We start from the raw sequence: 25,716 nt of genomic DNA on the forward strand, positions 1-25,716 counted from the left end.
CGACTTCGGCGGCGGCGACCAGGGACGACGAGGACTCGACCGCTTCACCCGTCAAGCCTGCCTCGGTCCTTGAACACGGGCAACGCAACAGACCCCGGACGCCCGTTCCGCCGGAGACGCCGATACGGCGACGCCCCATCCCGAGAGGCACCGCCAGAAGCTTCACCGCAGCTGCCAGACGCGAAAGAGGCGAGTTGTGACCATCCAACATCAACCCGAGTTCGGCCGGCCGGGAGAGATCGACCCCCGGCGGTAAGGACGGCGGGCAGCGGATGACCGGCGACCATGGTCAATGTGCAGACCTGCCCGCCGAGGCCGAAGCCGACATGCACGCGCGACGCGTGGCCCGGATCGTCGACGCATACCACGACTCGCTGAGGACCGGTCACGCTGCGAAGTGCGCGGGGCTGACCCAGAAGCGCGGTTCGTTCTCCCTCCGCCGGGGGACGGTGCTAGCTCCCGTGGTGGATTCCGGGTCAGGTCTGGTCTACGAGCATGGCTTCAGGCCCAGAACGAGGGAGAGCCATGCAAAAGTCAACGACAAGTCGGGACTCGACGGCCGCGCCGCGCTGGGCGGTGTGGGCGGCCTATGCCGTGCCGCTCTGCGTGTTGCCATCGACGATCTGGCGCGCTACCGCCGCAATTGACGGCACGGTCAGCATGGCGAACGGGGGCTGGTACCTCCTCCTGCTCTCCGGCCTGTCCATGGGGCTCGCGCTGCTCACCCTCGGCCTCGTCCACCACTGGGGTGAGCGAATCCCCGGCTGGGTGCCCGGCGTCCGTGGTCGGACCATTCCAGCCCGGGCGGCCGCGGTCCCCGCGCTGGTCGGGGCTTCGCTGGTCATCGGACTCTGCCTGTACGCCGTGCTCAACATGACTTTTCACTTTGTCGATCGGGGACCGGTGTTGGTCGGGCAGCACGATGTCGAGCGGACCCCGCCCGGGCCGGGGATCGTGTCACTCTACGTCCCGCTGCTGGCGTGGGGGCCGCTCGTTCTCGCGGTCGCGGCCAACTACTGGCACCGGCGCACGCTGGCCCGATGATCGCCCGTCGCCACCGGGTCGCGTCCCGACAGCGGCGTAACACCCACTGGTCCCACCGGCCTTGACAAGTTTCGGCCCGGGACGGTAATTGTCCTCGGCTGTAATCGGTCTCAGTCTCACTCAGCGCTCTCACACTGTTGCTCGGCAATGCTTATCGCAATCACTGAAGTCTGCGGATCCGCAGCGTCGACCATCCGGGGGGTGCGGTGAAGGCGGGGCGAATCGCTGGTTATGCGGCGTTCGGTGCGGCGTTGACCTACACGTTGCTGAAGGTTGCCTGGATCGCCGGAAGTTCGGTCGGCATCAGCGAGATGCGCGGACTCTCCCGTGCTGACTGGATGGCCGGCAACATCAGTACCGCTGGCCTCGGCATCGTGGGGGCGATCGTGGCGCTGGCCACGGTACGTTCCTGGGGGATGCGCATCCCACTTTGGCTGATCGCTGTGCCGATGTGGGTCGGCGCCGGGCTGCTCGCTCCGTTCATCGTCCTCATGCCGGCGGCCGCGGTATTCGTGGCTGCCGGTTGGTGGGCACCCCCGGCCACGGCTGCAGATGGCACTGAACCGACACTCGAGCCGTGGACCTTCGTCATCGTCTACGGCAGCTTCATCGTGCTGGGCGCCGGACTCGCGGTCGCCTTCCCGGTCTACGCGTGGGCCCGGTTCCGCACTGCTCTGCTGGGCACCGTGGGGCAGGTGCCGGCGGGTTCAACGCACCTGGCGCAGGTTCCGTTGGCGTGGGCAGCCGCAGTATTGGCCACCGGCCTGGCCGGCCTGCGGCTGTCCTGGGCGTTCGGCGCTACCGTCGGGCTGCACCCCGGGCCGCGGGACGTCTGGCTGCGGCTCGGCGACGTTGTGGCGGCGATGCAGATCTTGTGCGCTGTCCTGGGCGTACTCGTGCTCGTCCACAGATGGGGCAAGGAGCGGCGGTTCACGCTGCCCCTGATCGCGACGTGGCTCGGTGCCGGCGGCATGGTCGGCACCGGTTTCCTCAGCATGCCCACCATCCTGTCCGGCGATCAGTGGGCGCCCACCGGCCAAACCTTCGCCGCCCACGCAACCGGCACGTTCCTCACCTGCGTAGCCGGGGGGCTGATCAGCCTCGTGGCGCTATTCCTGCTGGTCGAACGTAGAGCCGCGGCAGCCGAGAACACGGCCGCACGGGCGCCGGCGGCAGCCGGGTAGCCGGACCGTTGCCACACCATCGGCGGCGCCAGCCATCCGCTGCTGCCGCCATGTCGGCCGGCAGCCCTGAGGCGCCGGATGGCCGGGGGTCTCGAACCCTCAACCTCCGTCGAACGCCGGTGCTCTGCCTGTTGAGTGACGGCCACCGACCTCGTGTCGGACGACGTCCGAGATCTCTGGGCGACGGCATCCGGATCCGCCGCGATCCGCTCGGTCATGCCGATGTGCGGACGTGCGACCGGCCGCGTCAAAGTCCTGACGAGGCACCCGGCTGTGTGGTGCTGCTGCGAGGAGAAGGCAACGGCACCCGGTCGGGCTCGAGCTGTTCCGCTGTGTGTGGACCTTTGGGGTGGCGGCATCGCGGCCTACCGGACGCCTTCGTCAACACGCTGGTCGCCAGATCGCCGAGTTGTTCACCGCCTGACCGGCGGGCCACGCCGTCTCTGGCCGGCGTGCGACAGAATCGGGGCCGTGCGGATGCTGCTGACCTCGAACGGACTGGCCAACGACACACTGCGACAGGCGTTTGCGGAGTTGCTGGGCAAGCCCTGCGCCGAGGCCCGGGTCGCCGCGATCGTGACCGCCTCGCTGGGCGAACCCGGCGACCACGGCTGGTTCGTCGAGGCGCTCGCCGACCTGCACGGCATGGGCTGGGGCGAGCTCGACGTGCTCGACCTCAACGGCCTGACGCGGGACGTGCTGGAGGGACGTCTGGGCCGGGCCGACGTCTGGTGGGTCACCGGCGGCAACCAGTTCCATCTCGCTCAGAGCATCGCCCGCGCCGGCCTGTCCCAGGCGTTCCCGAGGCTGCTGCGCGAGAAGGTGTACGTCGGCACCAGCGCTGGCTCGATGATCTTCAGCCGGCGCTTCGACGAGCGGGCGGCCGACCTGCTCGGTGACCTAGCCGACCTCCACCTCGTCGGCGAGGAGCGGATCAAGCCGGCCTGCCCGCTGTTCGACTGGTACGTCAAGCCGCACCTCGACTCCCCGTCCTTCCGCAACCGCGACGAGGCATGGGCGGACCGGCTGGCGGCGAGCGTGGACTTCCCGCTCTACCTGCTCGACGACGACTCCGCGATCCGGGTCCGCGGCGACAAGGTGGACGTCGTCTCGACCGGGCGCTGGCGGCTGGCCGGGCAATGACGGCGCCGAGCCTGCCGCGCGAAAGTCGGAGGACACCCGCGGTCGCCGACGGGAGGATGGCGGCATGACGATGCACGCCGACCAGCTCCACGTAGACGCGCAGACCGTCCGCCGGCTGGTCGAGGTGCAGTTCCCTCAGTGGCGCGGACTGCCGGTCACCGAGCTGCGCACGCCCGGGACCGTGAACGCGATCTTCCGGATCGGCGACGACCTGGCCGCCCGCTTCCCGCTGGTCGGTCACGACCCGGCGCAGGCCCGCGCGTTGCTGGCGGCCGAGGCCGAGGCCGCGCGTGAACTGGCCGACGCCGCCACCGTGCCCACCCCGGAGCCGGTGGCGATCGGGGAGCCGGGCGCGGGCTATCCGCTGCCGTGGAGCGTCCAGACCTGGCTGTCCGGCCACGACGCGACGGTCGAGGACCCCGCAGGGTCGAACGCGTTCGCCCATGACCTGGCCGAGCTCATCGCCGGGATGCGCGCCGACGACATCCGTGGGCGACGTTTCGACGGCGTCGGTCGCGGCGGGCACCTTCCGGACCACGACGAGTGGCTCGAGACATGCTTCCGGCAGAGCGAGGACCTGCTCGACGTACCCCTCCTGCGGCGGATCTGGGCGGAGCTTCGGACGCTGCCCGAGGTCGACGAGGACGCGATGTGCCACCGCGACCTCATCCCGCCCAACGTCCTCGTCGAAGACGGCCGTCTCGTCGGCGTCCTGGACGGCGGCGGCTTCGGCCCGGCGGACCCGGCGCTCGACCTCGTGGCGGCCTGGCACCTCCTCGACGAGACCCAGCGCGGCATCCTCCGCCGTGAGCTCGGATGCGGCGACGTCCAGTGGCGGCGCGGGATGGCTTGGGCGTTCCAGCAGGCGATGGGGCTGGTCTGGTACTACCTCGACTCCAACCCGACGATGAGCCGGTGGGGCAGGCGCACCCTGGACCGCATCGTCGATGCCTGGGCCGCCCGAGCGAGGACGATTCCCCTCCTAGAGTCTGACCGAGTTCGGTGAGTGTGAACGCACTCATCTATTGGGTTCTGTCAGCCTGCTGGCGCAGGATGGCTCCGGTAGCGGCTGGCGGGTCAGCACTCTTCTCATCAGGCCTTCAAGGTCTTGCGGCAGACCGTGCGCCCGCTGGTCGTGAGGAGGCTGGACAGCTGATGGGATGACGTGCCCCGCTTGTGTGCGGTGAGCACTTGGCCATTAGATCGCTGGGGTCTCTTCCACGCTGCCGTGACCGACATGGTTTGTCGAGGAAGAAGGCGAGATGCTGTTCCTGGGAGACGATTGGGCCGAGGACCATCACGACGTGGAGCTCGTCGACGATCGAGGGTCGAAGCTGGCCCGCAAGCGGCTACCCGAGGGACTTGAGGGTGTTACCCGGTTGCATGCGCTGATCGCCGAGCACATGCCGAGCGAGTGGGCCGAGCTCGAATCAACCGAGGCCGAGCCGAGTTCGGCTCGCGTTCGTTGGTCCTCCTGTGACCGGCGTCGAGTTTGATCGGTGGCATGGGGAGTTGGACCGCCGGTATGCCGGGATCGGGCCTCGGTTGCGCCGCCGAAGTCGCGGCTGTGGGTGCGTCAGCCTTTGTGGGCGGGTCTCGGGTCTGTGGGGAGCGGGCGGCCGGCGGTACGCGGACAATGGGGGGATGAAGCGAGAGGTACGCCTGATGCGATTGACCGGGACGCGCGCCAACGGCGCGGTGGCGACGGGCGCGGCGGCGACAGGCGCGCGGGCTGCGGGGGCGGCGTCGCTCGGTGCCCTCGCCGTGGGGGCGCTGGCCGTCGGGGCCGTGGCCGTCGGGGCGCTGGTCATCGGGCGGCTAGCGATCCGCCGGGCGGTCGTGCGGGAGCTGCGCGTCGGACGGTTGGAGATCGATGAGCTGGTGGTGCATAGCCGACCCACTGCTGAGGGATGACCCACTCCGGCGACGGGCGAGACCGTCGTTGGCGCCGCGCGGGGACGGCGCCGGTAGGCATGGCACCACGAACGTTGCGAGTTACTCAAGGGTGCCGGCGAGGTCGGCGCCCTCCGCACCCGAACCACAGTCGACCGCTGCCTCGGCGTGTGCCGTAAAGACGGACAAGGATTCAACCCGCGGCGAACTCGGCCGCTGAGCGTTCCCGCCGCATCCTGCGTACGCAACCTCGACCAGTCCAGGGGGCAGGAGCGGCGTCGATCCATGCATAGCGGTGTGGGTGGCCGTACTGGTGTCGGCGGCGGTTCCGCCTGTCTGGAACGCTGCTCCCCAAGCACCTGATTAGGCCCTTTGCTTGGTGACCTCCTCGGCGGCGCCAGGGAGGTCACCAACACCAACGCAGCTAAACTTGCCTGATCTTCACAGAGTCGCGCCGAGCGCCATCGGCGGTGGGGCAATGGGTCGTGTCGCCCCGCCGACACGAACCCCCATGCCTGCGGTAGACGGGGTCGTGACGGGTAGGCGCACCGAATTGTCTTGAGGAAGCCGACGGCGGCGCTAGGCAGAAGATCGCCCGCTCCGGCCGACCCGGCGGGTCGGCCGGAGCGGGCGAATCTGTGGGAGTTGTCAGTAGCGCAGGGTGCGGAGGTTTGCGTAGCTGTCGCAGGCGGACGAGACGCCGTCCGGGCGGGGGCTGTCGTTCTCGGTCAGGTAGAGGCCGACGCCGCTCATCTGGCTGTAGGCGAAGATGCGGGCGAAGTCGATGGTGCCCTCGCCCACGTCGGCGAAGGAGCCGTCGGCGGCCATGTCCTTGACGTGGAACAGCGAGAACCGGCCCGGGTACTGCTTGATCAGCTCCACCGGGTCGACGCCGACGCTGGCCGCCCAGTAGAGGTCGAGCTCCATCGCCACCAGGTTCGGGTCGGTCTCGCGGACCAGCACGTCGTAGCCGCGTACGCCGTTCTGGGCGGTGAACTCGAAGCCGTGGTTGTGGTACGCGACGGTGATGCCGGCCTGCTTGAGCGTGGCGCCGACGGTGTTGAGGGTCACGGCCACCCTGGAGTAGTCGGCGAGGGTCCAGGAGCCCGATCCGGAGATGCGGACGTACTTCGCGCCGAACGCCTTGGCGTTGGCGATGACGCCGTCGAGGTTGTTCTGGAGGTCGCCGAGGCCGATCCCGATGGAGGGAACGGACAGTCCGGCGTCGGCCACCAGGGGCGCGAGCGCGGTGGCCGTCCTGCCGTAGAAGTTGTTGACCGCGCCCGAGGGTTCCGCGTTGCGGTAGCCGCAGGCGGCGAGCGCGCCGAGGGTGGCTTCGGGTGCGCTCGACATGGTGGCCCGGACCGTGTAGAGGACGAGGCCGATGCGGTCGTCGGGTAGCGCGCGGGTCCCCGATGCCGGCTGCGGTGTGCCGATCTCGGAGCCGGCCGCCGCTCGTACGATGCTCGCGCTCTCCTCCGGTGTGATGACGTCGTCCTGCCGGAGCGTTTTGGTCAGGCCGCTGACAGTGCTCACGAAGCTGCCGTGGTCGGCGAACGGGGCCTTCGCCCAGACGGCGTCCAGGATGGTGCACCCGTTGCCGAGGTCGCGGTTGGGTACGCCTGAGTCGGCGCCGGCACGGCCGAAGAAGACCGTGGACGAGGTGGTGTAGCCCCACGGGCAGAGGTCGGCGGCGACCTGTTCCGCGGCGGACGTGTCGGGTTCGGCGGCCGACGCCGGAGCCGCGGTGAGCGGCAGGAGTGTCGCCGCGAGCAACACGGCGAGGTGACGGGCTCGCGGTCGATGGTGGGACGGGCGGGCGGAGCTGGAGTTCATCGTTTGTCTCCCGGAAGTCGGAGGGGCAGGTGGTCAGGCCACCGAGTGCAGCGCCACGGATGGCGGTTGCTGGAGGCTGTCGGGGCCGCGCCGGGTCGGTGGTGGCGGGGCGGCGTTGCGCCCCGCCACCCGTGACGCTCAGCTCACCGTCACGACCACGATCGAGGACGTCGTCGCCCCGACGCTGTCGGTGACGGTCAGTCGTGCCGTGTACGTGCCTCGGCGGGCGTACGTGTGACTGGCCGACGACCCGTGCACGACGGCTGAGTTGTCGCCGAAGTTCCACGCGTGATCCGTGATGGTGCGCCCAGCCGCCGGCGAGGCTGTCCCGGCGAAGGCGACCTCCAGCGGCGCGGTGCCGGTGGTGGGCGTGGCCGAGGCCGAAACGGTGGCGTCGGTCTGTTCGCGTACCCCGGCGCCGTTGAAGCGCAGCCAGTCCAGTGCCATCAGGTCGGGGGTGCCACCCGTTTGGTTCGGGTTGAGGAAGACGAGGTAGAGGGTGGTCGTGCGGCCCGGATCGGTCAGCTCGACGGTGGGCGAGACGACGTTGTCCCAGCCGCCGGTGCCGCCGATGGTGGCCCGGCCGAGGAGCTGGCCGGTGGGGGAGTCGGCCCTGATCTCGATGTCGCCGCCGCTGCTGCCCGAGGCGACTCCGAAGGTGACCGAGTCGATGTTGCGGAGGTTGACCGGGCCGAAGTTGATCCACTCGCCGTTGTCGATGTCGCCGATGCGCTTGCCGGCGCTCGCTGTCGCGCGGTCGAGGACCTGGATGCCGCTCTGGCCGTCGAAGTGCTCGGCCTCCTTGCTCTTGGTCTGCAGCTCGGCCCGGGTCGAGCCGACCAGTTTCGGTGCCCCGTTCGCCCCGCCGTCGGTGTACTGGGCGGAGAGCAGCGTGTAGAGGTTCTGTCCCGGGCCGTGCCCGTCGCCGCCGTTGCTCTCGGTCACTGCCACCCCGGCGCACCCGACGTAGTTGTCCAGCGGGTGGGCGTGTGAGTCATGGCCGAGCTGGGTCTGCACGACCACCTTGGAGCAATCGATGGTGCTCTCCTCCGGGTCGGTGACCGTCACCGTGTACGGGATGCGGTCACCGAAATCGAAGAAGGCCCCGTCGGGGACGCTGAGGGTCACCGTCGGGCGCGTGTTGCCGGCCGTGATCTCCTGTACGGCGACGGCGGTCTGCCCGTTGGTGGCGGTGACGGTGAGCCGGGCGGTGAAGCGCCCCGGTGTGCTGTAGGTGTGGCTGGGGTTGGCGGCGGTGGAGTCGACGCTGCCGTTGCCGTCGAAGTCCCAGGCGTACTGGATCGCGGCGCCGTCCGGCCCGCTGGAGCCGGTGCTGGAGAAGGCGACGGTCAGTGGCGCCGGGCCGCTGTCCTTGTCGACGGCCAGCTTGGCCACCGGCGGCCGGCTGTTGGCGACGTAGTCGATGCGGTAGATGCCGGCGCCCTCGTTGCTGCCGCCCCGACCGCTGCCGCTGCCCTCGCCGAAGTCGATGACGTAGAGGGAGCCGTCCGGCCCGAACTCCGCCTCGAACGGCTGGATCCACGACATGTTGCCGAGGATCCCGTTGATGGACTGCAGGTCACCGGCGTTGGTGGGGCCGAAGCGGGGATCGCTGAAGGTCTGGGCGGTGTCGTGGATCGACAGCGTCTTGAACCACCTGCGGGTCAGCTCGTAGACGATCCACTTGCCCTCGTAGTACTGGGGGAACTTGGTCAGCCGCTTGTTGGACGGGTCGTAGTCGTAGACGGGCCCGCTCATGGGGCCGCCGCCGCCCGTGCCCAGCTCCGGGAACTGCGGGGAGGCCGAGTAGGCGTACGAGACCAGGGCCGGCCGGGTTGCCGGGAGGTTGGTCAGGCCGGTGTTGTTGGGGGAGTCGTTGACCGGCGCGGCGCAGTCGAACTTCGGCCCCGAGGTGGCGGTGGCGAAGTCGTAGTCGTTGAACGGGATGTTGTTGCCGATGCAGTAGGGCCAGCCGTAGTTGCCGGCGCTGGTGATCCGGTTGAACTCGACCGTGCCCTCCGGCCCGCGGGCCGGGTTGGCGGACCGGGCGTCGGGGCCGTAGTCGGCGATGAGCAGCGCGTTCGTCTTGGAGTCGACGGTGATGCGGAACGGGTTCCGCATACCCATCGCATAGATCTCGGGCTTGGTGCGGGCCGTGCCCGGGGCGAACAGGTTGCCGTCGGGAATGGCGTACTTGCCGTTGGGCAGGGGCTTGATCCGCAGGATCTTGCCGCGCAGGTCGTTGGTGTTGCCGGCGGTGCCCTGGGCGTCGTACGCGCGACGGCCGGTCCGCTCGTCGATCGGGGTGAAGCCGCTGGACTCGAAGGGGTCGGTGTTGTCACCGATCGCGGCGTACAGGTTGCCCTGCTGGTCCATCGTCACCGAGCCGCCCATGTGCGAGTTGGCGCGAGCCTCACCGCGCCAGGTCGGGATCGTGAGCAGGCGCTTCTCCGAGGCGAGACTGACGCTGTCGCCGTCGACGGTGAAGCGGGACAGGTTCAGCTGCTTCTCCACCCGGTCGGACCAGAGCAGATAGAGCCAGTTGTTGTTGGCGAAGTGTCGGTCCAGAGTCATGCCGAGTAGGCCGTCGGACTGACTGGTCTGCGCCGGCGTGTAGGCGAAGTCCAGCAGGGTGGTGACCGCGAGGGTGTCCTGGTTGACGACCTTCAGTGCGCCGGTGCGCTCGATGTAGAAGACCCGGCGGTCGGGCGCCACTGCCAGTTCGAACGGGTCGGAGAGGTCCTGGTTGACCAGGGGGATCCGCTCGAAGTTGGTGGTCCTGGTGGCGCCGCAGTCACCGGGGGCGGCGCCGGCGGCCCACTTGATGCCGCCCAGCAGGTGCGCGAGGAAGGCCGGCTCCTGGAACGACGAGGAGCTGTGCCCGCCAGCGGTGAACCAGGAGCGCCCGCCGTCGTAGTTCTGGCACCACGAGTAGGCATGGTCGGTGCCCTCGTCGAGCCCGGGAATGCCGTCGCGCACCTTGATCTGGGCGAGCGTGTGGACCTTGCCGGTGGGGTTGGTCCGCCAGTTGTACCACTCCTCGCTGCGCTCCCAGAGCTCCGGCAGGTCCTTCGTGGACGGGTGGGCGTGGTCGAGGACCTTGATCCGGCCCGGGAAGGTGCCGTCCGTGGCGGAGAAGTCCGGGTGCTGGTCGAAGATGGTCCCGACCAGTCCCTCGTACCAGGTCCAGTTCCGCTCGCTCGCCGACGCGGCGTGCAGGCCGACCCAGCCACCGCCGTTACGGATGAACCTCTGCAGCGCGGCCCGCTGGTCGGCGTCGAGGAGGTCGCCGGACGCCGGGGTGGAGTTGGTGTTGTTGAACACGAGAGCGTCGAAGCGGGCGAGGTTGGCGTCGGTGAACGCGCCCGCGTCGGTGGTCGCCTCGACGGCGAATCCCTGTTGGTCTCCGAGCTGCCGGATGGCGGCGACGCCGGCCGGGATGGAGTCATGGTAGAAGTTCGTGACCTTGGAGAAGACCAGCACCCGGTAATTGGCGGCGGTCGCGGATTCGGCGGCGGTCGCTGCGGTGCTCGGCAACAGAAGTGTGACGGCCACGAGCAGGGCGAACAGTAGCGTGCGTTGGCGTCTCATACACGCGCTCCTTGGCGAGGGTCGGTGGTAAGAAAGCGCTTTCCACGTGCCCTGAACCCTACGAGATCAATTTTGGCAGGTCAATATTCTGACGGCGCCCGCATTCGGCGTTGGCGCATTTCTTGCTGCCGTTTCATGGCATGCCGATAACCACTCTCCTCGCGAAGAGGGAGTGGTTATCGCGGTCAGTTTTATATCGACAATAAATGCTGGTCGGGCACCAGAGCCGAGATTTCCGGCCGCCGGCCCTGGTGCCCGTCAGCACTCCCGTCGGCGGTTCCTCAGAACCGCAGCTTGCGCAGGTAGCGGTAGCCGATCTCGGCCGTCTGCTGCGGTGTCACGTCGGGCGTGTCGTTCTCGACGATGTATTCCAGGACCGAGTGCTCGCGAAAGATCCGGGCGAAGTCGACGGTCCCGGTACCGAGGTCGGCCATGTCGCCGGTGGTCTCGTCCCGGTCCTTGACGTGGTACTGCAGGACGCGCTGCGGCGCGGAGCGGATGACGTCGAGGGTGAAGCCCTCGGGGTCCGCGACGCCGTCGCCGGAGGTGATGCCGCCGGTGACCGCCCAGTAGAGGTCGACCTCCAGGTGCACGAGTTTCGGGTCGAGTTCGGCGGTCAGCACGTCCCACGGCCGCTTGCCGCCGCCGAGGTCGATGGTGAACTCGTGGGCGTGGTTGTGGTAGCCGTAGCGCAGGCCGGCTGCCCGCGCCGCGGCGGCCTCGACGTTCATCTGCTCCGCCCAGCGTTTCCAGTCGTCCGTGCTTTCGGAGTACAGGTAAGGCACCACCATGAACTGCTGGCCCAGGGTGACCGCGTTCTGGACCTTCTGCTCCAGCTCCGCAGCAGTACCGCTGATCCCGTCGTGGCTGGAGCTGGCCCTGATGCCGATGCCGTCCAGGAACTGGCGCAGCTGGGCGGCGGTCCGACCGAAGTAGCCGAGCGCCAGCTCCACGCGCGGATATCCGATCCGGGCCAGGTGGGTGAGGGTGGCGTCGTAGCCGGGCGCACCCCACAGGGCGTCGCGCACGGTCCACAGCTGGATGCTGATCAGACCCGGGGGTACGTGGTGCCGTCCGGTCCGGTGGGCGGTGGCCGACGCGGCCGTCGCGCCGAGGCCGGACGAGGCGAGCCCGACGCCGACGGCGGCCAGCGTGCCGCGCAGCAGGCTGCGCCGGTCGACGGAGCGCCGCAGCGCGGCCATCCCGTCATGTCCGTAACACATGGTCTCTCCTTCTCGAACGTTATGCGCTGGGGACGAGGACGACCTCATCGGTGCCGGTCAGGGACGGCAGGCCGTCACCGCCGGGGTCGGTGTAGGACGCGACGAACACCCCGGTCAGGTGGTCGGTCGCCGGGTCGTGACCGGACGGCACCGTCGTCTGGATCGAGCCGGTGCAGCCGTTCGCGGTGGTCTGCGGGTGCCCGTGGGTGTCGTGGCCGAGGATGTACGTGACGCTGACCCGGGAGCAGTCCACCGGCTGGTCGTCGGTCACCCGTACCTCGAACTGCACGGTGTCGCCGAAGGCGAAGGGCTGGCCCGCGACCGGCTTGACGAGCTCCACCACCGGCGGGGCGTTACCGACCACCACCCGCACCGACGCGGCGGCCGAGAGCCCACCCGGGTCGGTCACCCGCAGGGTGGCGTTGTAGAGCCCGTTGTCCCGGTACGTGAACGTCGGGTTCGCCGCGCGCGAGTCGACCTTGCCGTCGTTGTCGAAGTCCCACGCATACTTCAGCCGGTCGCCGTCGTAGTCCGTGGTGCCGTCGCTGGAGAACGTGACGGTCAGCGGCGCGAGCCCGGCGGTGGGCGTGGCCGAGACCTGCGGCGCCGGAGTGTGGTTGCCCGTCCAGCCCGTGTAGTCGATCCGGGCCAGCTGCGCGTCCTGGTTCTCACTGAAGTAGCCGTCGCCGTACTCCAGCACGTACAGCGCCCCGTCCGGACCGAACTCCAGGTCCATCGGGTTGTCGAACGTGAACGACGGCAGCACCGGCTCGATTCCGGTCAGGTCGCCGCCGGCGTCCAGCCGCAGGCCCTTCACGTAGTCGCGGGTCCACTCGGCCAGGAGCGGGACGCCGTCGTAGTAGGCCGGCCACGCCACCGGCGCGTGTCCCTGCGTCCCTGGCGGGCTGAACTGGTACGCCGGCCCGGCCATCGGGCCGATGCCGCCGGTGCCCAGCTCGGGGAACTGCGCCGACTGGCCGTAGGTGTACCACACCTGCGGCTGCGCCACCGGCGGCAGTTCCCGCAGGCCGGTGTTGTGCGGCGACTCGTTGACCGGCGCGGAGCAGTTGAACGGCGCCCCGGACACGCCCGTCGCGAAGTCGTAGTCGGTGTACGGCAGCGCCGCGGTGGCGCAGTAGGGCCACCCGTAGTTGCCGGCCTCGCGGGCGGCGAGCCACTTGCCGTGCCCGGCCGGCCCGCGCAGCGGGTCCGCCTGGCGCGCGTCCGGCGAGTAGTCGGCGACGTACAGGTCGCCGGTCTCGCGGTTCAGCTCGATCCGGAACGGGTTGCGCAGGCCCATCAGGTAGATCTCCGGACGGGTGCCGGCCGTGCCCTGCGGGAACAGGTTCCCGTCCGGGATGCTGTACCCGCCGTTGACACCGACCTTGACGCGCAGGATCTTGCCGCGCAGGTCGTTGGTGTTGGCCGAGGTGCGCTGCGCGTCGTATGCCGGGTTTCGGCCCGGGCGCTCGTCCAGCGGCGCGTAGCCACCGGACTCGAAGGGGTTGGTGTCGTCGCCGGTGGACAGGTACAGATTGCCCTCGGCGTCGAAGCCGATGTCGCCGCCGACGTGGCAGCAGATGCCCCGGTCGACCGGTACGTCGAGGATCTGCTGCTCGGTGGTGAGGTCCAGCTTGTCCTTGACCAGCCGGAACCGGGATAGCCGGAGAGCGCCCTTGAACTTCGCGAAGTCCGCGGCGGTGCCCCAGGCCGGTGCGTCGCCCTCGTTGACGTTCGGCGTCGACGGGTCGTCGACCGGGGTGTTCATGGGCGGGGAGTAGTACAGGTAGACCCAGTTGTTGCCGGCCTTGCCGAAGTTCGGGTCGATCGCGACGTTCTGCAGGCCCTCCTCGTCGTGCCGGTAGACGTCCAGGGTCGCGGCGATCGTGTTGCGGCCGGTGTCCGGGTCGTGCAGCCGGACCTCACCGGCGCGGGTCACGTGCAGCACCCGGCGGTCGGGCAGCACCGCGAGGTCCATCGGCTCGCCCGGGTTGTCGTTGAGGGTCACCTTCTGGAAGTCGCTCTCGGGCGGCGGGCTGGTCGGCGCGGCCGTCGCGACGGTGGGGGTAGCGACGAGCGCGATGGTCGTCAGACCCGCTACTGCGAGCGCGAGTCGTCTCTTCATCTGCCTCTCCTTGCTCGGGACTGGTCGGGGCAGGTCGAGGAAGCCAACAACTCCTTGATGGACCTGTGCGGGCATGGCTGAGTCGCCCGTCGCGACGCACGCCGCCACCGCGGCGTCGAGCAGGTTGCCGACGGCCTGCGGCTGCGTGGTCGGGAACGGGGCGGAGGAGAGGGGTAGGGGGACAGGTGCGGTCAGATGTCGGCCGGCAGCCAGGGCCGCCAACGTCGCGGTTAACCGCGACGAAACACCATCGACCTGGCCGACGCTACAAAAGACATGTAGACGTGTCTATAGCTTTCCTTCGACTCAACCGAACTTTCGTCCGAGACGGACGAAAGTAGCTCTTCGTGTGCGATTGCCGATGGAGTCGGTAGGCTCGCGCGCTGGTCAACCGCGAGCCGCGGGTATGGCGCAGCCGGTTCGGAGGGCGGATGCACCTGGCCCCGGTTCGCACCTCAACAAGAAGCCAAGCTTCCCTGGGCGGGTGGCTTATGGTGAAGCCGGCGCGGCCATTGTGGTCCTTACTGGTGCGCGGCGGGCGCCCGGATCAGAGCGTAGGGCCTTCACGTCTTCCAGCTGAAGATGGGCCCACAGGATCATGATCCATGTGAGCTGCGACCTCGTCCGTCACGCCGGTCACGAAGACCTCATGCGCGAGCAGCACGACGGAGCGATCGGTTGGCAGCGGAAGAACAGCAACATCCCCCACGACTATGACTGGCCGGCGTACGTCAGCAAGCTGACGAAGCTCGCTGACCGGTTCGGATAGTCGTCCGAGGCTGTCATGTCACGCGCGGTCGGCGGCAGATCCGGGCACCTGAACAAGTCACAGCAGGCAGAACAGCCAGGTGCCCTGTTGGTCGCATCGCTGCCCTGTGCCCACTCCAGCAACTGGTTCGGACTGCCGATCCCGCCCGCGCACAGCACCAGCACGGCGATCACCGCAGCGCTGATCGCGGCGAGGGCGCGGGCGTTCACCGCAGCGCTCCCGCAGCCGGCCGGCGATCGCAGGGCAGCTGTGGACCGCGGTCCACGCTGGGCGGTCAGGCAGCCGGCGAGCCGATAGGAGTCAACACGGGTGCCGTCGCCGGTGCGCAGGGCGATGGCGGCGGCGCCCGGGTCGGTGAGGTAGATCCATTCGGCGTCGAGGTGACCGGCGTGGCACAGCGGGAAGACGGTGACCTTCCGCACCCAGGATGAGCTGGCCGAGGAGAAAGGAACACCGTGGACCGGCGGCCCTTGGACGGAAGACATGCGCGGCACCGAAATGCCCGGGATTAGCGCGTTCCTCTAGGTTGATGGCGAAGTGTTTCACACGTACTCTATGTACGGTCGGGGCATCGAGGAATCGACGTTCACCACCGCCGGTGTGCCGCGACCCGGCGTCCTCATCGAGGAAGTACCCATGACCGTTCCCATATTCGACTGGTACCTGCAGCACCTTCACGAGTAGGTCATCACCACCGCCGTCAGCGCTTCACCCGCGAAGCTGTACGGGCGTGGCCACTGGGTCCGCCCGGGGCGGCGCAGAGCCCGACCTGGGGGAGGGCGTGTCGGACCTGCTCGGGCCTGCAGCCGCGGTCGCCGACCGGACCCGCTCTCATTGCGGGAAGGGGTGAATCCTCTGTGCAGGTCTTTCAGGTCAGTCTCATCCTTTTGATCACCGCACCCGAGGACGCCTCGCTGCCGGCATTCATTGACGATCTGCGCGATCAGCTGACGCAGCTTCAGCACCGATGGGAAGGCGTCATCGCGCCGACCGTTCGCTGCATGATCGAAACAGACACCTGCGAGGTGACCCTGAGTGTCATGGCCGATGACATCACCACCGCTCCCATAGCCGCAGGCCGGGCAGTCGCTTACGCCGCCGATCGTGCGGCGGCCTCCTGGCGGGTCGCCATCGGGCGCATCACCGTTCAGAGACCACCTCGGCCAACCGCCCTCGCGGACCTGCCACCGCTTCCCTGACCCGGCCAGGCCGGGGTGCAAGTGCCGCCCACGCTCTTCGCCCGCATCCACGGACCCGGTCCGTCCCAGGCGCAGCAGTTTGGACGCACATGACGTACAGCGCGGCGCGGCGACGCCGGCGCCCAACCAGGTGACGCTGCGGGTCGCTCTCACCGAGCCGCCCGCCGCGGGCGCCACACCCGTGCTCCTCATCACGGGCCTCGACGACACGGGAAGCTAAGAAATACTGCTGCCCGTCAGGCCCGGACCGTGGCCTACCAGATTCGTCTCCTACCCAACCGACAGGGAAGCCGCCACTGATGACACCCGACCCCCACCAGGCGCCGCACGGTGACACCGTGCAGCTACCCGTCTACCAGCCCCCGTCAGCAGCCAGGAAGAAGGCGGTCCCATGGGTGATCGCCGCCTCCGTCCTCCTCGGTCTCTGCTGCTGGGGGGGTTTCATCGTCGCCGCCAACGACGACGAACCGAGCCGCCCCTCCGCCGGAAACAGCCCCACCCAGGCCGGCCCCTCCGCCGCTGCACCCCCCGACGGCGGCGCGACCGCCACCACCGACTCGAACGTCCTGCAGCAACTGCCCACACCGACACGATCTACCCCCACCACGTCCGCGGCGCGGCCGAGCCCGTCATCAGCCCGGCCGAATCCGACCGCCACCCACAACACCACGCCACGGCCGGCGCCCACCAGCTCCCAGCCGAAGCCTCCACCCGCGCCCACGACCGACCCGCGATTCGGCACCTGCAAAGAGGCCAACAACGCCGGCTACGGCCCGTACTACCGCGGCCTCGACCCCGAGTACGCCTGGTACACCGACCGGAACAAGGACGGCGTGGTGTGCGACTGATAAGTCCCCAACCCCGGCGGAACGGAGCAACCGATCATCACTTGTGCCCACCGCTACGCCCTGCCGCTCCTTGGCCGTACCCGGGCCAAGGTCGCGCACGGTGAGTGCGGCGAAGGTGGCGAAGGGGGCAGCGCTGGACGAGTGAAGATGTAACGCCCCACATTCCCGCGACGCCTGTAAATGATGGAAAGGTCGGGTGCGCGGCCTGACGAACGGGCGGAACCGCACCACCCCCGCGATCTCGCCCGGTACCTGGACCGAACAGCGCACCATGAAGCCCGTCGGGAGATATCCCTATGGTTAGTTCGACACCTCGTACCCCACCGCCGCGGTGGCCGGGCAGCCACAACGGCGTCGCCGCACCCGCCGTCTGGAACCTGCCAACCCAGCCACTTCCCCAACAGCCGCAACGCTCGGGCGAGTGGTGGCCCTATGCGGTGTTCGGCGCAGGGACCCTACTGCTCGGGTGCTTGGCGATGGTGGTCGTCCTGCTGGCCAGGTAGCCCGCGGGGCGCCGTTTCTTACTTGCTGTTAGGCAGCGGCAGGCCCGGCCACGGGCGTTCAACGCCTGTCGGCCACGGCCAGGTGCGAGGTCGGGCAGGCCGCCGCGATCCTTAGGCCTTTGCCGACCGACGCTGCGACGGTCGCGTCGGCAATAGTTGCTAGCGCTGCCGCGCGGGCCTTCGCGGAAAGATCAGGCACGACGGCCCCTTCACCGGGGTGTGATAACACCTCCGTGCAGGCGTCAACGAGCCGCACCGCTGTTACATGATCCTGGCTCGGCCTGCAGCGCTAGATGATCATGGACGGGCTCTGAGCCGCCGCGGTACCCTCGCCAACCGTCGTGAGCAACTGGCGATCGGCTCGAAGCCGGTAGGAGCACGGCCAGTAGGCCTGGCAGTCTCGACACCGGCGGGGGTTGTCATCACACTGCCGGTGCCGCTCCGCCAACACCTGCCACTGCTCCAGGTCCATGTCCACGCCTTCCTGATACCCAGAGCGCGACCCCGGCACGCCCGGGCTGTGCAGCCGTGGCCCAAGTCAAGCGTGGCAGGAGTGTCATGTCCCGGGAGGTGTGTCAAACGTGTGTCCCGGGACGTGTGTCATGGGGTGGGGGTGAGGCGGACGTAGCGGGTGTCGTTGGTGGTGGCATGGCCGATGGGGTGGCCGTCCGCGGTGTAGACGGTGATGTGGTGGTGGTCGCGGATGGCGGTGAGGTGGTGCCCGCGCCAGGCGTAGCCGATGCCGATGCGGGCGGCTCCTTTCAGCACCGCCGCCGTACCCCAGCGCTGTCTCCTCGGCGCGCTCAGCCCGGCGGCGGCAGGGCGGTTGATGGCTGGTGTCGCCGGGCGGGCAGACTGGACGGCCATGTCGCCGTTCACGCCCACCCTCCGGTTGCACGATCGGTACGTCCTGCGCGAGCGCATCGGCCTCGGCGGGATGTCCGAGGTGTGGCGCGCCGACGACGAGGTGCTCGGCCGGCCCGTTGCCGTGAAGGCGCTCGCCGGTGAGTTCGCCGTCGACCCGCAGCTGCGGGCCACCATCCAGCGCGAGGCCCGCGCCGCCGCCCGGCTGACCCACCCGCACGTCACCCAGGTGTACGACTACGGCGAGGCGACCCTGGCCGGCGGCACGGTGGTGCCGTACCTGGTGATGGAGCTGGTCGACGGGCGCAACCTCGCCGATCGGCTCACCGGCGGCCCGCTCGCCTGGCCGGAGGCGGTCCGGATGGCCGGCCAGGTCGCCGCGGCGCTCGCCGCCGCACACCGGATCGGGGTGGTGCACCGCGACATCAAGCCGGGCAACGTCATGCTCACCGACACCGGCGCCAAGGTGCTCGACTTCGGCATCGCCGCGCTCGCCGGCCCGCACCACCCGCTCGCCGGACAGACAGGCGAACTGCTGATGGGCACCCCGGCCTACTTCGCCCCGGAGCGGCTGGCCGCCGGCCCGCCCAACCCGGCCAGCGACGTCTACGCCCTCGGTGCGCTGCTCTACCGCTCCCTGGCCGGCCGGGCCCCGCTGCCCGTGCAGACCTGGGAGGACGCGATGGAGGTGCACGCCGGGCGCACCCCGGTACCGCCGCTGCGCATCCCCGGCCTGCCCACCGACATCGCCGAGCTCAGCCTCGCCTGCCTGGCGGCCGACCCGGCCCGCCGGCCTACGGCGGCACAGCTCGCCACCCGGTTCGGCGCCGGCCAGCCGGCCGATCCGCCCACCGCGGTCCTGCCCACCCTGCCGGCCAGCCGGGCGGCCGTCGCGCCCGCGCACCCGCCCACGCTGATCGACCGGTCGCTGCCCACGGCGCGACCGGTGCGCGCCGCATCGCCGGCAGGCCAGTCGCGCCGGTCGAATCGGCTGCTCGCGGTGCTCGTCGCGGCCGGCCTCGCCCTCGTCGTCGGGGTGGTCGGAATGCTTACTCTCGGCGGCGAACCGGACAATCCGCCCGCCGCGCCACCGGTCGCCGTCACACCCGTCGAGCAGCCGGCGTCGGAGGCGCCGGGTGATTCGTCCGATCCGGGTAGCGCTCCGCCAATGACCGGCGGGCCCACCCCGGTCACGCTGCGGCAGCTGGCCGCCCAGCTGACGGCGGTGATCGACAACGCGGAGAGCCGGAGCGAGATCGACCCAAAGACGGCCGAGGAGCTGCGGGACAAGCTCGCCGATCTGGACCGGGGCAAGCCCAAGGACCGAGCCAAACGGATTCGGGAACTGAGCGAGCGGGTCGCCGACGCGGCCGACGGGGGCCGGATCAGCGCCGACACCGCCACCCGCTTTCAGGACCTGCTCGCCGGGTACTCGCAGGCGCGGGACGAGGAAGACGACGACTGACAGCTCAGGCGCAGGCTGATGCGGTCGGTTGTCCGAGGCAGGCGAGGGCTGCTAACCGACCGGCGTTCCGTTGAGGTGTCGTCGCGCCGTCCGGTCGGTGACGCCAGCTCGCCGGGCGATGTCCGCCACGGTGGCGGCGGGGTCGGCGGCGCGCGCGGCGAGCACGCGGGCGGCATTGGACGGGTCGAAATCGCCCGGGATCTGGCTCGCCTCACCGTGGACCATGGCGTTACTCGGGTGGCGCTCAACTCCGGTTTGGCCTTCGGCACCGGCGGCGGCCACGCCGGCTGAATCTGGCCACCGCACCGGAGCTGATCACCGAGGCGGTACGCCGGATGGCCACCGCAGTCGCCTGAGAAGCCACTTCGGCCGCTGCCGACCGCCATGGCCCCGGAAGAACCCTTGCCCAGGGTGGCGCGGTGGCGGCTGGCACCTCCGGTTGGCGTGTCACGGGCGGTGCCCGAGGCTGGTGGGCCGGTGTGCCGATGGTCGTGGGCAGCATGGCCGTGGTGGTGGGGCTGCTGTTGGCGGGCCTGGTGCCGATGCGCGGCATCGCGATCATCCCGGTTGCGGGAATCCTGATCGGCGAGGCGATGACCGCGACGTCGCTGGCGGGCCGCCGCGCACTCGACGAGTTGACCAGCCGGCGCGGTGAGGTGGAGGCCGGCCTGGCCCTGGGCCTGCTGCCCCGCGACGCCGTGCTGCTGGTGTGCCGTCCGGCGGCCGGGCAGGCGTTGGTCCCGGCGCTCGACCAGACCCGGACGGTGGGCCTGGTGACCCTGCCCGGCGCGTCGCTGGGCGACTACCTGTCCCAGGCGCCCAACGACGGCGGCCTCGGGCTGGGCACGGTCTTCACCAGCGCCCTGTTCCTCGCGACGATCCTGGGACTGGTCGCGTACCTGAACGTCACGAAGCGGGACGTGTCGGACCAGGACACCGGGGCCCCGCTCCGGTGACGGCACCTCACCATCGGGGTAGCAGGCCTGCCCCCGCCCCTTTGCACGCGATGATCGGAGGTGACGCGGACCCGGCCGGGCCCGCCGGGGACTACGGGCGGGAAGGAACGAACGGCGTGCGCGTGCTGGTCGTCGAGGACGAGACCGCCCTGGCGGAGGTGATCCGCACCGGCCTGACCGACGAGGGATTCGCTGTCGATGTGCAGCACAACGGGACCGATGGGCTGTGGGCGGCCACCGAGAACCCGTACGACGTGGTGGTGCTCGACATCATGCTGCCCGGTCTCAACGGCTATGAGGTGTGCCGCCAGCTGCGCTCGCGGGATGTGTGGACGCCGGTGCTGATGTTGACCGCCAAGGACGGCGAGTACGACCAGGCCGACGCGTTCGATCTCGGCGCCGACGACTACCTGATCAAGCCGTTCTCGTTCGTGGTGCTGGTGGCCCGCCTGCGGGCCCTGATCCGCCGCGGCGCTCCCGCCCGACCGGTGATCCTGACCGCCGGCGACCTGGCAGTGGACCCGGCCCGGCGGCAGGTGACCCGCGCCGGGCAACCGATCCGGGTGACCGCCCGGGAGTTCGCGCTGCTGGAGTTCCTCATGCGCCACTGCGGCGACGTGGTGTCCAAGCGGCAGATCATCGAGAACGTCTGGGACGCCAACTTCGACGGCGATCCCAACATCGTCGAGGTGTACGTCGGCTACTTGCGCCGCAAGATTGACCAGCCGTTCGGCCGGCGGGCCATCCAGACGGAACGGGGCATGGGCTACCGGCTGGCCGCCGACGGAGGGTGACAGCGTCGGGGGGCCAAGTTCACAAAATGCGTGTGTGATCAGTGAACCGATCCGCTCTGGAACGCAACAGTAGTGGCGATGGACAACGAGGATTTGATCGCTGCCGTGGCTGGCGGTGACGAGAGCGCGCTGCGGGAACTGTTCTCGCGGCACGCCCCGTGGCTGGCTGTTCGGCTGCGCACGGTGCTGCCGCCCCCCGACGTGGAGGACGTCCTGCAGGAGACCTTTCTGGCCGCCTGGCGAGGCGCCGCGGCGTACCGACGTGAGGGTGCCGGCGGCTGGCTGTGGGGGATAGCCCGCCGCCAGGCCGCGCTGTGGCGGCGCCGACGAGGGCAACCAGAACTGCTGCTCTCCGCCCTGGCCGAATCCGTTGACCAGCACGGCGCAGACCCGGCTGACGCGGCGCTGTCCAGGGCCGAGCTTGCCGACGCCGTGAAGGTGCTGGGGCCGGAGGGCAGCCTGCAGCGCGAGACCTGGCGGCTGATGTACGTCGAGGACAAGTCCGTGGCTGAGGTGGCTGAGTTGATGGGTGTTCCCGCGGGGACGGTGAAGAGCCGCGCGTACCAGATCCGCCGGCTGATGCGCGCTGCCCTGCGGCGCCACGAGCCGGCGCGCGATGGAGGTGGGCGGTGACCAGCGGTGATGCGACGCGCCAGGCCCAAGAGCCCCAGGAACGCGGCCCCGGGCCAGAAGACGTCGATCTTGGTCGGGTCTGGATCGGGGTGGCCGCCCAGGTGTGGCGTCGCCATCCCGGGGCGGTGGAGCGGCTGGCGGGCCACCTGCTCCGCTCGCCGGGCCTGGCCCGGGCGTTAGTGACGACGCCGTCGCTGCTGCTCGGGTGGGTCAGCGCTACTGCGGTGGTGCTGCTCGCCGGACTGCTCGCCACGCTGAGCACCGGAACGCCGTACGTGGCCCTCCTCGCGCCCGCGGTCGCCGCCGTGGGCATCGCGTTCGCCTACGGCCCGGGGATCGACCCCACGTGGGAGCTGTCGTGCAGCATGGCGGTCAGCGATCGCATGGTGCTGCTGGTCCGGGCAATGGCGGTGTTCGGTGTGAACGCGGCGCTCGGGCTGGCCGCCTCGGGCGCCTCGGGATCCGCCACTGCGGTCACGCTCGGCTGGCTGGTCCCGATGACCGCGGTGTGCGCGCTGGCCCTGGCCGCCGCGACCGTCGCCCGGTCGGCGAACGTGGGCGTGGCCGCGGGCCTGCTCGGCTGGACGATCACCGTTCTGTCCGGGCAGGTGGCCGCCGGTCGCCTCACCGCCGCGGTCACCGAATCCGCCCTCTGGCCTGCCTACCTGGCGTTCGCCGCCTGCTGCGCGGCGATCGTCCTCTACGCGACCCGGACACCGAGAGGAACGTCATGAACGTCGAGATCAGCGATCTCACCCGACGCTTCGGCCGCACCGAGGCCGTCGCCGGGGTGACGATGCAGACCGGCCCCGGAGTGTTCGGTTTGTTGGGACCGAACGGGGCGGGAAAGACATCGCTGTTGCGGATGATGGCCACGGTGATCCCACCGTCCTCGGGTCGGTTACGGCTGCTCGGCCGAGATCCCGACCAGTACGGGCAGCGCCGGCAGATCCGGCGCCGGCTCGGCTACGTGCCGCAGACCCTCGGCTACTACCCGCGGTTCACCGTCGTGGAGTTCGTCGAGTATTTCGCACTGCTCAAAGAGATGCCGCCAGCGCGAGTGCATCACGCTGTAGCGGCCGCGATTGAGCGTGTGGGCCTGGGCGACAAGGCGACGGCGAAGCTACGCACGCTCTCCGGCGGAATGCTGCGCCGGGTGGGAATCGCGCAGGCCATCGTCAACGATCCCGAACTACTCCTGCTGGACGAGCCGACCGCCGGGTTGGATCCCGAGCAGCGGGTGGCGTTCCGTGCTCTGCTGCGCGACCTGGGGCAGCGGGCCACCGTCATGGTCAGCACGCACCTCGTCGAGGATGTCGGTGCCGCCTGCAGCGAGGTCGCCCTGATGGACCGGGGAAAGATCGTTTTCCAGGGGACGCCGGAGGAGTTGACCGCGCGCGCCGAGGGAACCGCCGCGGCCGGCGATGCTCCCCTGGAGCGCGGATACAGCGCGGTGCTAGCGCAGGCACGCGCATGACCGCCGCACCAGTAATGCCTGCGCCGGGCGAAACAGCTCGTCGTACGCGCCTGGCGCTCACGGTGACGGGAGGGCTGCTGCGGCTGGAGACGCGCCGCAGCGTGATGCTGTGGATGCTGCCGCTGGTCGCCATGCTGTTCTGGTTCATCACCTACCGCCCGAGCATGGCGTCCCCGCCGTTGTGGAACGTCCGGGCCATGGCCATGCAGACGACCACCCTGGCGGTTTTCGCGCCGACGGTGGTTGGCGCCGCCGCCTGGCTGGGTTGGCGGGAGCGTCGTCATCGCATGGCCGACCTGGTGATCGGTACGGCCCGGCCGCGATGGGCTCGCCAGCTCGCGACCTGGGCCGCGACCACCTGGTGGGCGATCGTCGCCTACCTGGGATGCGTGGGTGTCCTGTACGGGGTGACCGCGTGGCAGGGTGCCTGGGGCGGGCCGTTGTGGTGGCCGGCCGTGGTGGGCGCCGTGAGCATGCCAGCGTTCTCCGCGCTCGGGTTCGTAGCCGGGGTGCTTCGCCCCAGCCGGTTCACCGCCCCGCTGGTCGCGATCGGCGTGTTCCTCGCGCTGCAGATCAGCCTGCAATTCATTCACGGAGACCACTCGTACTGGCAGATCTCGCCGTTGGTCGCCGGCCCCTGGGAGATCGGGCCCGACCCGGGTGTGGCGACCTTCTACCGCTACCTGCCCGACCTTCCCATCGCCCAGGTGCTGTTCCTCGCCGGCCTGACCGCGGCACTGCTGGGCGCCCTCGGCCTGCCGGCCGGCGCTGGCGGGCGGTGGCTACGCCGGTGCGCGGCGGCCATCACCGCGGCCGGGCTGGTGGCAGCCGGAACCGCGGTTATGCTGGCCGGCACCGGCCGGCTCGACGCCCACGGCATGATCGCCATTCCGCTGCTGCACAATGCGGGTAACGACCGTCCGGTGCGCTACACGCCGGTCTGCAGCCACACCCCGATCCCGGTCTGCCTGCACCCCGCCTACACCGGCTACCTGCCCGCCGTGACGGAAGCCCTCGAACCGATACTTACCGAGGTGGTGGGCCTGCCCGGCGCACCCGTGCGGATCAGCCAATCCGCCGCGATATATGAACAGGGGCCCGACAATCGCGTCAGCATCAGTCGGGCTGGCCCTCCTACGAGCGGCACGCCGCCGGTGTTTCACCTGCTCCTGCCCCACCAGATGACCACCGACGAATTTGCTGTCGAGCTACGCGCGGCCGCCGGGCACAGCATCGTGAACAGCGTCGTGGGCGGCGGCCGCGACGCGAATCCGGCGCAGCAGGCGGTCACGGAGGCCATCCTGGGCACGTCCAGCGTGGCGCCGCCCGGTAGCCCGACCGCCGCTGCGGCGCAGCGGTTAGCCGCGCTGCCGACTACTGCCCGGCGCGCCTGGCTCCTGGAGCACGTGGCGGCGCTGCGAGCGGGCCAGCTCACCCTGGCGCAGCTGCCATGACCGGGGACGAAACGCGTAATCTCTTGTCGGCGGTGGCGCCGGGCGGTGCGGGGCGGGCGAGGCTGCGGTTGGCTCGCCTGTACCTGGTCAACCGCCGCGTCCCGGCGGCCCTGGCAGCGGTGGCGGCCTGCGCTGTCGGCCTGAGGGTCGCGCTGCGGTGGCAGTGGGAGGCATACGGGGCGCTCCAGCTGCCGCTGATCTTCGAGACCGGTTGCGCCGTGGCCATCGCTGTCACCGCCACCAGTCTGCTCGGCGAGCCGGAACGCGTCACCGGACGGTGGCTACCGTTCCTCCGGTTGGCCACCGCGGTGGCACTGACCGTCGCCGCTGTCGGTGCGCTGGCCGCCGCCGGAGCCGGTGGCCACCTGGCCGGCGGCGCCCTGGAGGTGCTGCGCAACGTCGCCGGGCTGACGGGCATTGGCCTGTTGTGCGCTGCCCTGTTCGGCGGCGCGCAGGCATGGGCCGGCCCTACCGCCTACCTGATGGTCGCCCTCTACGCGCTGTACACGCAGTGGCACGGGCCGGCGGTGACCACGCCGTGGATCTGGCCGGCCCGACCGCCGCATGACGTCGGCGCCGCACTCTGCGCCGGCTTAGTTTTCGTCGCCGGCGTGGCGCTGGTCGCGGTGCGCGGAGCCCGTGACGCCGATCGCGAAATCCCGCGCAGCGAATGATCGCGAGAGACGGCGGGGAGTCGCACCACCCCGCCGTCTCT

Annotated in this window: 23 protein-coding genes and 1 pseudogene; 17 read left to right on the forward strand and 7 right to left on the reverse strand. The window is 70.1% G+C overall.

Annotated features, from left to right (window positions below):
- The first annotated feature begins 272 nt into the window (after positions 1-272).
- From ABZV00_RS29085 to ABZV00_RS29115, 7 genes and pseudogenes are all read left to right on the forward strand, one after another.
- Entirely contained in the window at positions 273-647 is a 375-nt protein-coding gene (locus tag ABZV00_RS29085; protein WP_355611854.1) for a hypothetical protein, read from the forward strand.
- A 13-nt stretch (positions 648-660) separates the two neighbouring features.
- On the forward strand, positions 661-1,044 hold the full coding sequence (locus ABZV00_RS29090) for a hypothetical protein (protein ID WP_355611857.1): 384 nt from the start codon (positions 661-663) through the stop codon (positions 1,042-1,044).
- A 206-nt stretch (positions 1,045-1,250) separates the two neighbouring features.
- Positions 1,251-2,228, forward strand: coding sequence for a hypothetical protein (locus ABZV00_RS29095; RefSeq protein ID WP_355611860.1), 978 nt, complete (start codon positions 1,251-1,253; stop codon positions 2,226-2,228).
- Positions 2,229-2,705: 477 nt separating this feature from the next.
- Entirely contained in the window at positions 2,706-3,371 is a 666-nt protein-coding gene (locus ABZV00_RS29100; protein WP_355611986.1) for a Type 1 glutamine amidotransferase-like domain-containing protein, read from the forward strand.
- 64 nt (positions 3,372-3,435) lie between these two features.
- Positions 3,436-4,377, forward strand: a complete 942-nt coding sequence (locus ABZV00_RS29105; protein WP_355611863.1) for a phosphotransferase — start codon at positions 3,436-3,438, stop codon at positions 4,375-4,377.
- 256 nt (positions 4,378-4,633) lie between these two features.
- Positions 4,634-4,774: pseudogene (locus ABZV00_RS29110) on the forward strand (IS110 family transposase); the annotation flags it as partial.
- Between the two features lie 241 nt (positions 4,775-5,015).
- Positions 5,016-5,285 (forward strand): hypothetical protein, encoded by a 270-nt coding sequence (locus tag ABZV00_RS29115; protein ID WP_355611866.1) that lies wholly within the window; start codon positions 5,016-5,018, stop codon positions 5,283-5,285.
- A gap of 627 nt (positions 5,286-5,912) precedes the next feature.
- Here ABZV00_RS29115 and ABZV00_RS29120 read toward each other — a convergent pair.
- From ABZV00_RS29120 to ABZV00_RS29140, 5 genes are all read right to left on the reverse strand, one after another.
- Entirely contained in the window at positions 5,913-7,100 is a 1,188-nt protein-coding gene (locus tag ABZV00_RS29120; RefSeq protein WP_355611869.1) for a sugar phosphate isomerase/epimerase, read from the reverse strand.
- Between the two features lie 138 nt (positions 7,101-7,238).
- Positions 7,239-10,691 carry a ThuA domain-containing protein gene (locus tag ABZV00_RS29125; RefSeq protein WP_355611872.1) on the reverse strand — a complete coding sequence of 1,151 codons (3,453 nt, stop codon included), beginning with the start codon at positions 10,689-10,691 and terminating at the stop codon, positions 7,239-7,241.
- 281 nt (positions 10,692-10,972) lie between these two features.
- Positions 10,973-11,914, reverse strand: coding sequence for a sugar phosphate isomerase/epimerase (locus ABZV00_RS29130; protein WP_355611875.1), 942 nt, complete (start codon positions 11,912-11,914; stop codon positions 10,973-10,975).
- 19 nt (positions 11,915-11,933) lie between these two features.
- Positions 11,934-14,039 carry a PQQ-dependent sugar dehydrogenase gene (locus ABZV00_RS29135; protein WP_355611878.1) on the reverse strand — a complete coding sequence of 702 codons (2,106 nt, stop codon included), beginning with the start codon at positions 14,037-14,039 and terminating at the stop codon, positions 11,934-11,936.
- Positions 14,040-14,750: 711 nt separating this feature from the next.
- On the reverse strand, positions 14,751-15,230 hold the full coding sequence (locus tag ABZV00_RS29140) for a hypothetical protein (RefSeq protein ID WP_355611881.1): 480 nt from the start codon (positions 15,228-15,230) through the stop codon (positions 14,751-14,753).
- Positions 15,231-15,665: 435 nt separating this feature from the next.
- Between ABZV00_RS29140 and ABZV00_RS29145 the strand changes: the two genes are divergently transcribed.
- Positions 15,666-16,007, forward strand: coding sequence for a hypothetical protein (locus ABZV00_RS29145; protein ID WP_355611884.1), 342 nt, complete (start codon positions 15,666-15,668; stop codon positions 16,005-16,007).
- Between the two features lie 299 nt (positions 16,008-16,306).
- Positions 16,307-16,855 carry an excalibur calcium-binding domain-containing protein gene (locus ABZV00_RS29150; RefSeq protein ID WP_355611887.1) on the forward strand — a complete coding sequence of 183 codons (549 nt, stop codon included), beginning with the start codon at positions 16,307-16,309 and terminating at the stop codon, positions 16,853-16,855.
- 1,103 nt (positions 16,856-17,958) lie between these two features.
- Here the strand turns inward: ABZV00_RS29150 and ABZV00_RS29155 are convergent.
- Positions 17,959-18,237, reverse strand: a complete 279-nt coding sequence (locus ABZV00_RS29155; protein WP_355611890.1) for a hypothetical protein — start codon at positions 18,235-18,237, stop codon at positions 17,959-17,961.
- Here ABZV00_RS29155 and ABZV00_RS29160 point away from each other — a divergent pair.
- Positions 18,224-19,687 carry a protein kinase gene (locus tag ABZV00_RS29160; RefSeq protein WP_355611893.1) on the forward strand — a complete coding sequence of 488 codons (1,464 nt, stop codon included), beginning with the start codon at positions 18,224-18,226 and terminating at the stop codon, positions 19,685-19,687. The genes ABZV00_RS29155 and ABZV00_RS29160 overlap by 14 nt on opposite strands.
- 51 nt (positions 19,688-19,738) lie before the next feature.
- Here ABZV00_RS29160 and ABZV00_RS29165 read toward each other — a convergent pair whose 3' ends face one another.
- The gene (locus ABZV00_RS29165) at positions 19,739-19,969 is read right to left on the reverse strand and encodes a hypothetical protein (protein ID WP_355611896.1); all 231 of its coding nucleotides are present in this window, start codon (positions 19,967-19,969) and stop codon (positions 19,739-19,741) included.
- A gap of 137 nt (positions 19,970-20,106) precedes the next feature.
- Between ABZV00_RS29165 and ABZV00_RS29170 the strand changes: the two genes are divergently transcribed.
- From ABZV00_RS29170 to ABZV00_RS29200, 7 genes are all read left to right on the forward strand, one after another.
- Positions 20,107-20,643 carry an ABC transporter permease gene (locus ABZV00_RS29170; protein ID WP_355611898.1) on the forward strand — a complete coding sequence of 179 codons (537 nt, stop codon included), beginning with the start codon at positions 20,107-20,109 and terminating at the stop codon, positions 20,641-20,643.
- Between the two features lie 116 nt (positions 20,644-20,759).
- Positions 20,760-21,437, forward strand: coding sequence for a response regulator transcription factor (locus ABZV00_RS29175; RefSeq protein WP_328415375.1), 678 nt, complete (start codon positions 20,760-20,762; stop codon positions 21,435-21,437).
- 78 nt (positions 21,438-21,515) lie between these two features.
- The gene (locus ABZV00_RS29180) at positions 21,516-22,070 is read left to right on the forward strand and encodes a sigma-70 family RNA polymerase sigma factor (protein WP_355611901.1); all 555 of its coding nucleotides are present in this window, start codon (positions 21,516-21,518) and stop codon (positions 22,068-22,070) included.
- A complete protein-coding gene (locus tag ABZV00_RS29185; RefSeq protein WP_328415379.1) occupies positions 22,067-22,804 on the forward strand; it encodes a hypothetical protein in 738 nt (245 codons plus the stop codon). Before ABZV00_RS29180 ends, ABZV00_RS29185 begins: the two co-directional genes overlap by 4 nt.
- A complete protein-coding gene (locus ABZV00_RS29190) occupies positions 22,801-23,547 on the forward strand; it encodes an ABC transporter ATP-binding protein (protein WP_328415381.1) in 747 nt (248 codons plus the stop codon). Before ABZV00_RS29185 ends, ABZV00_RS29190 begins: the two co-directional genes overlap by 4 nt.
- Before the next feature lie 62 nt (positions 23,548-23,609).
- Entirely contained in the window at positions 23,610-25,001 is a 1,392-nt protein-coding gene (locus ABZV00_RS29195; protein ID WP_355611906.1) for a hypothetical protein, read from the forward strand.
- Positions 24,998-25,675: a hypothetical protein gene (locus ABZV00_RS29200; protein ID WP_355611909.1), complete on the forward strand. Its 678-nt coding sequence runs from the start codon at positions 24,998-25,000 to the stop codon at positions 25,673-25,675. The genes ABZV00_RS29195 and ABZV00_RS29200 overlap by 4 nt, the downstream gene beginning before the upstream one ends.
- Positions 25,676-25,716 lie beyond the last annotated feature (41 nt).

It is taken from the genome of Micromonospora sp. NPDC005173, from assembly GCF_040608515.1.
GTDB lineage: Bacteria > Actinomycetota > Actinomycetes > Mycobacteriales > Micromonosporaceae > Micromonospora.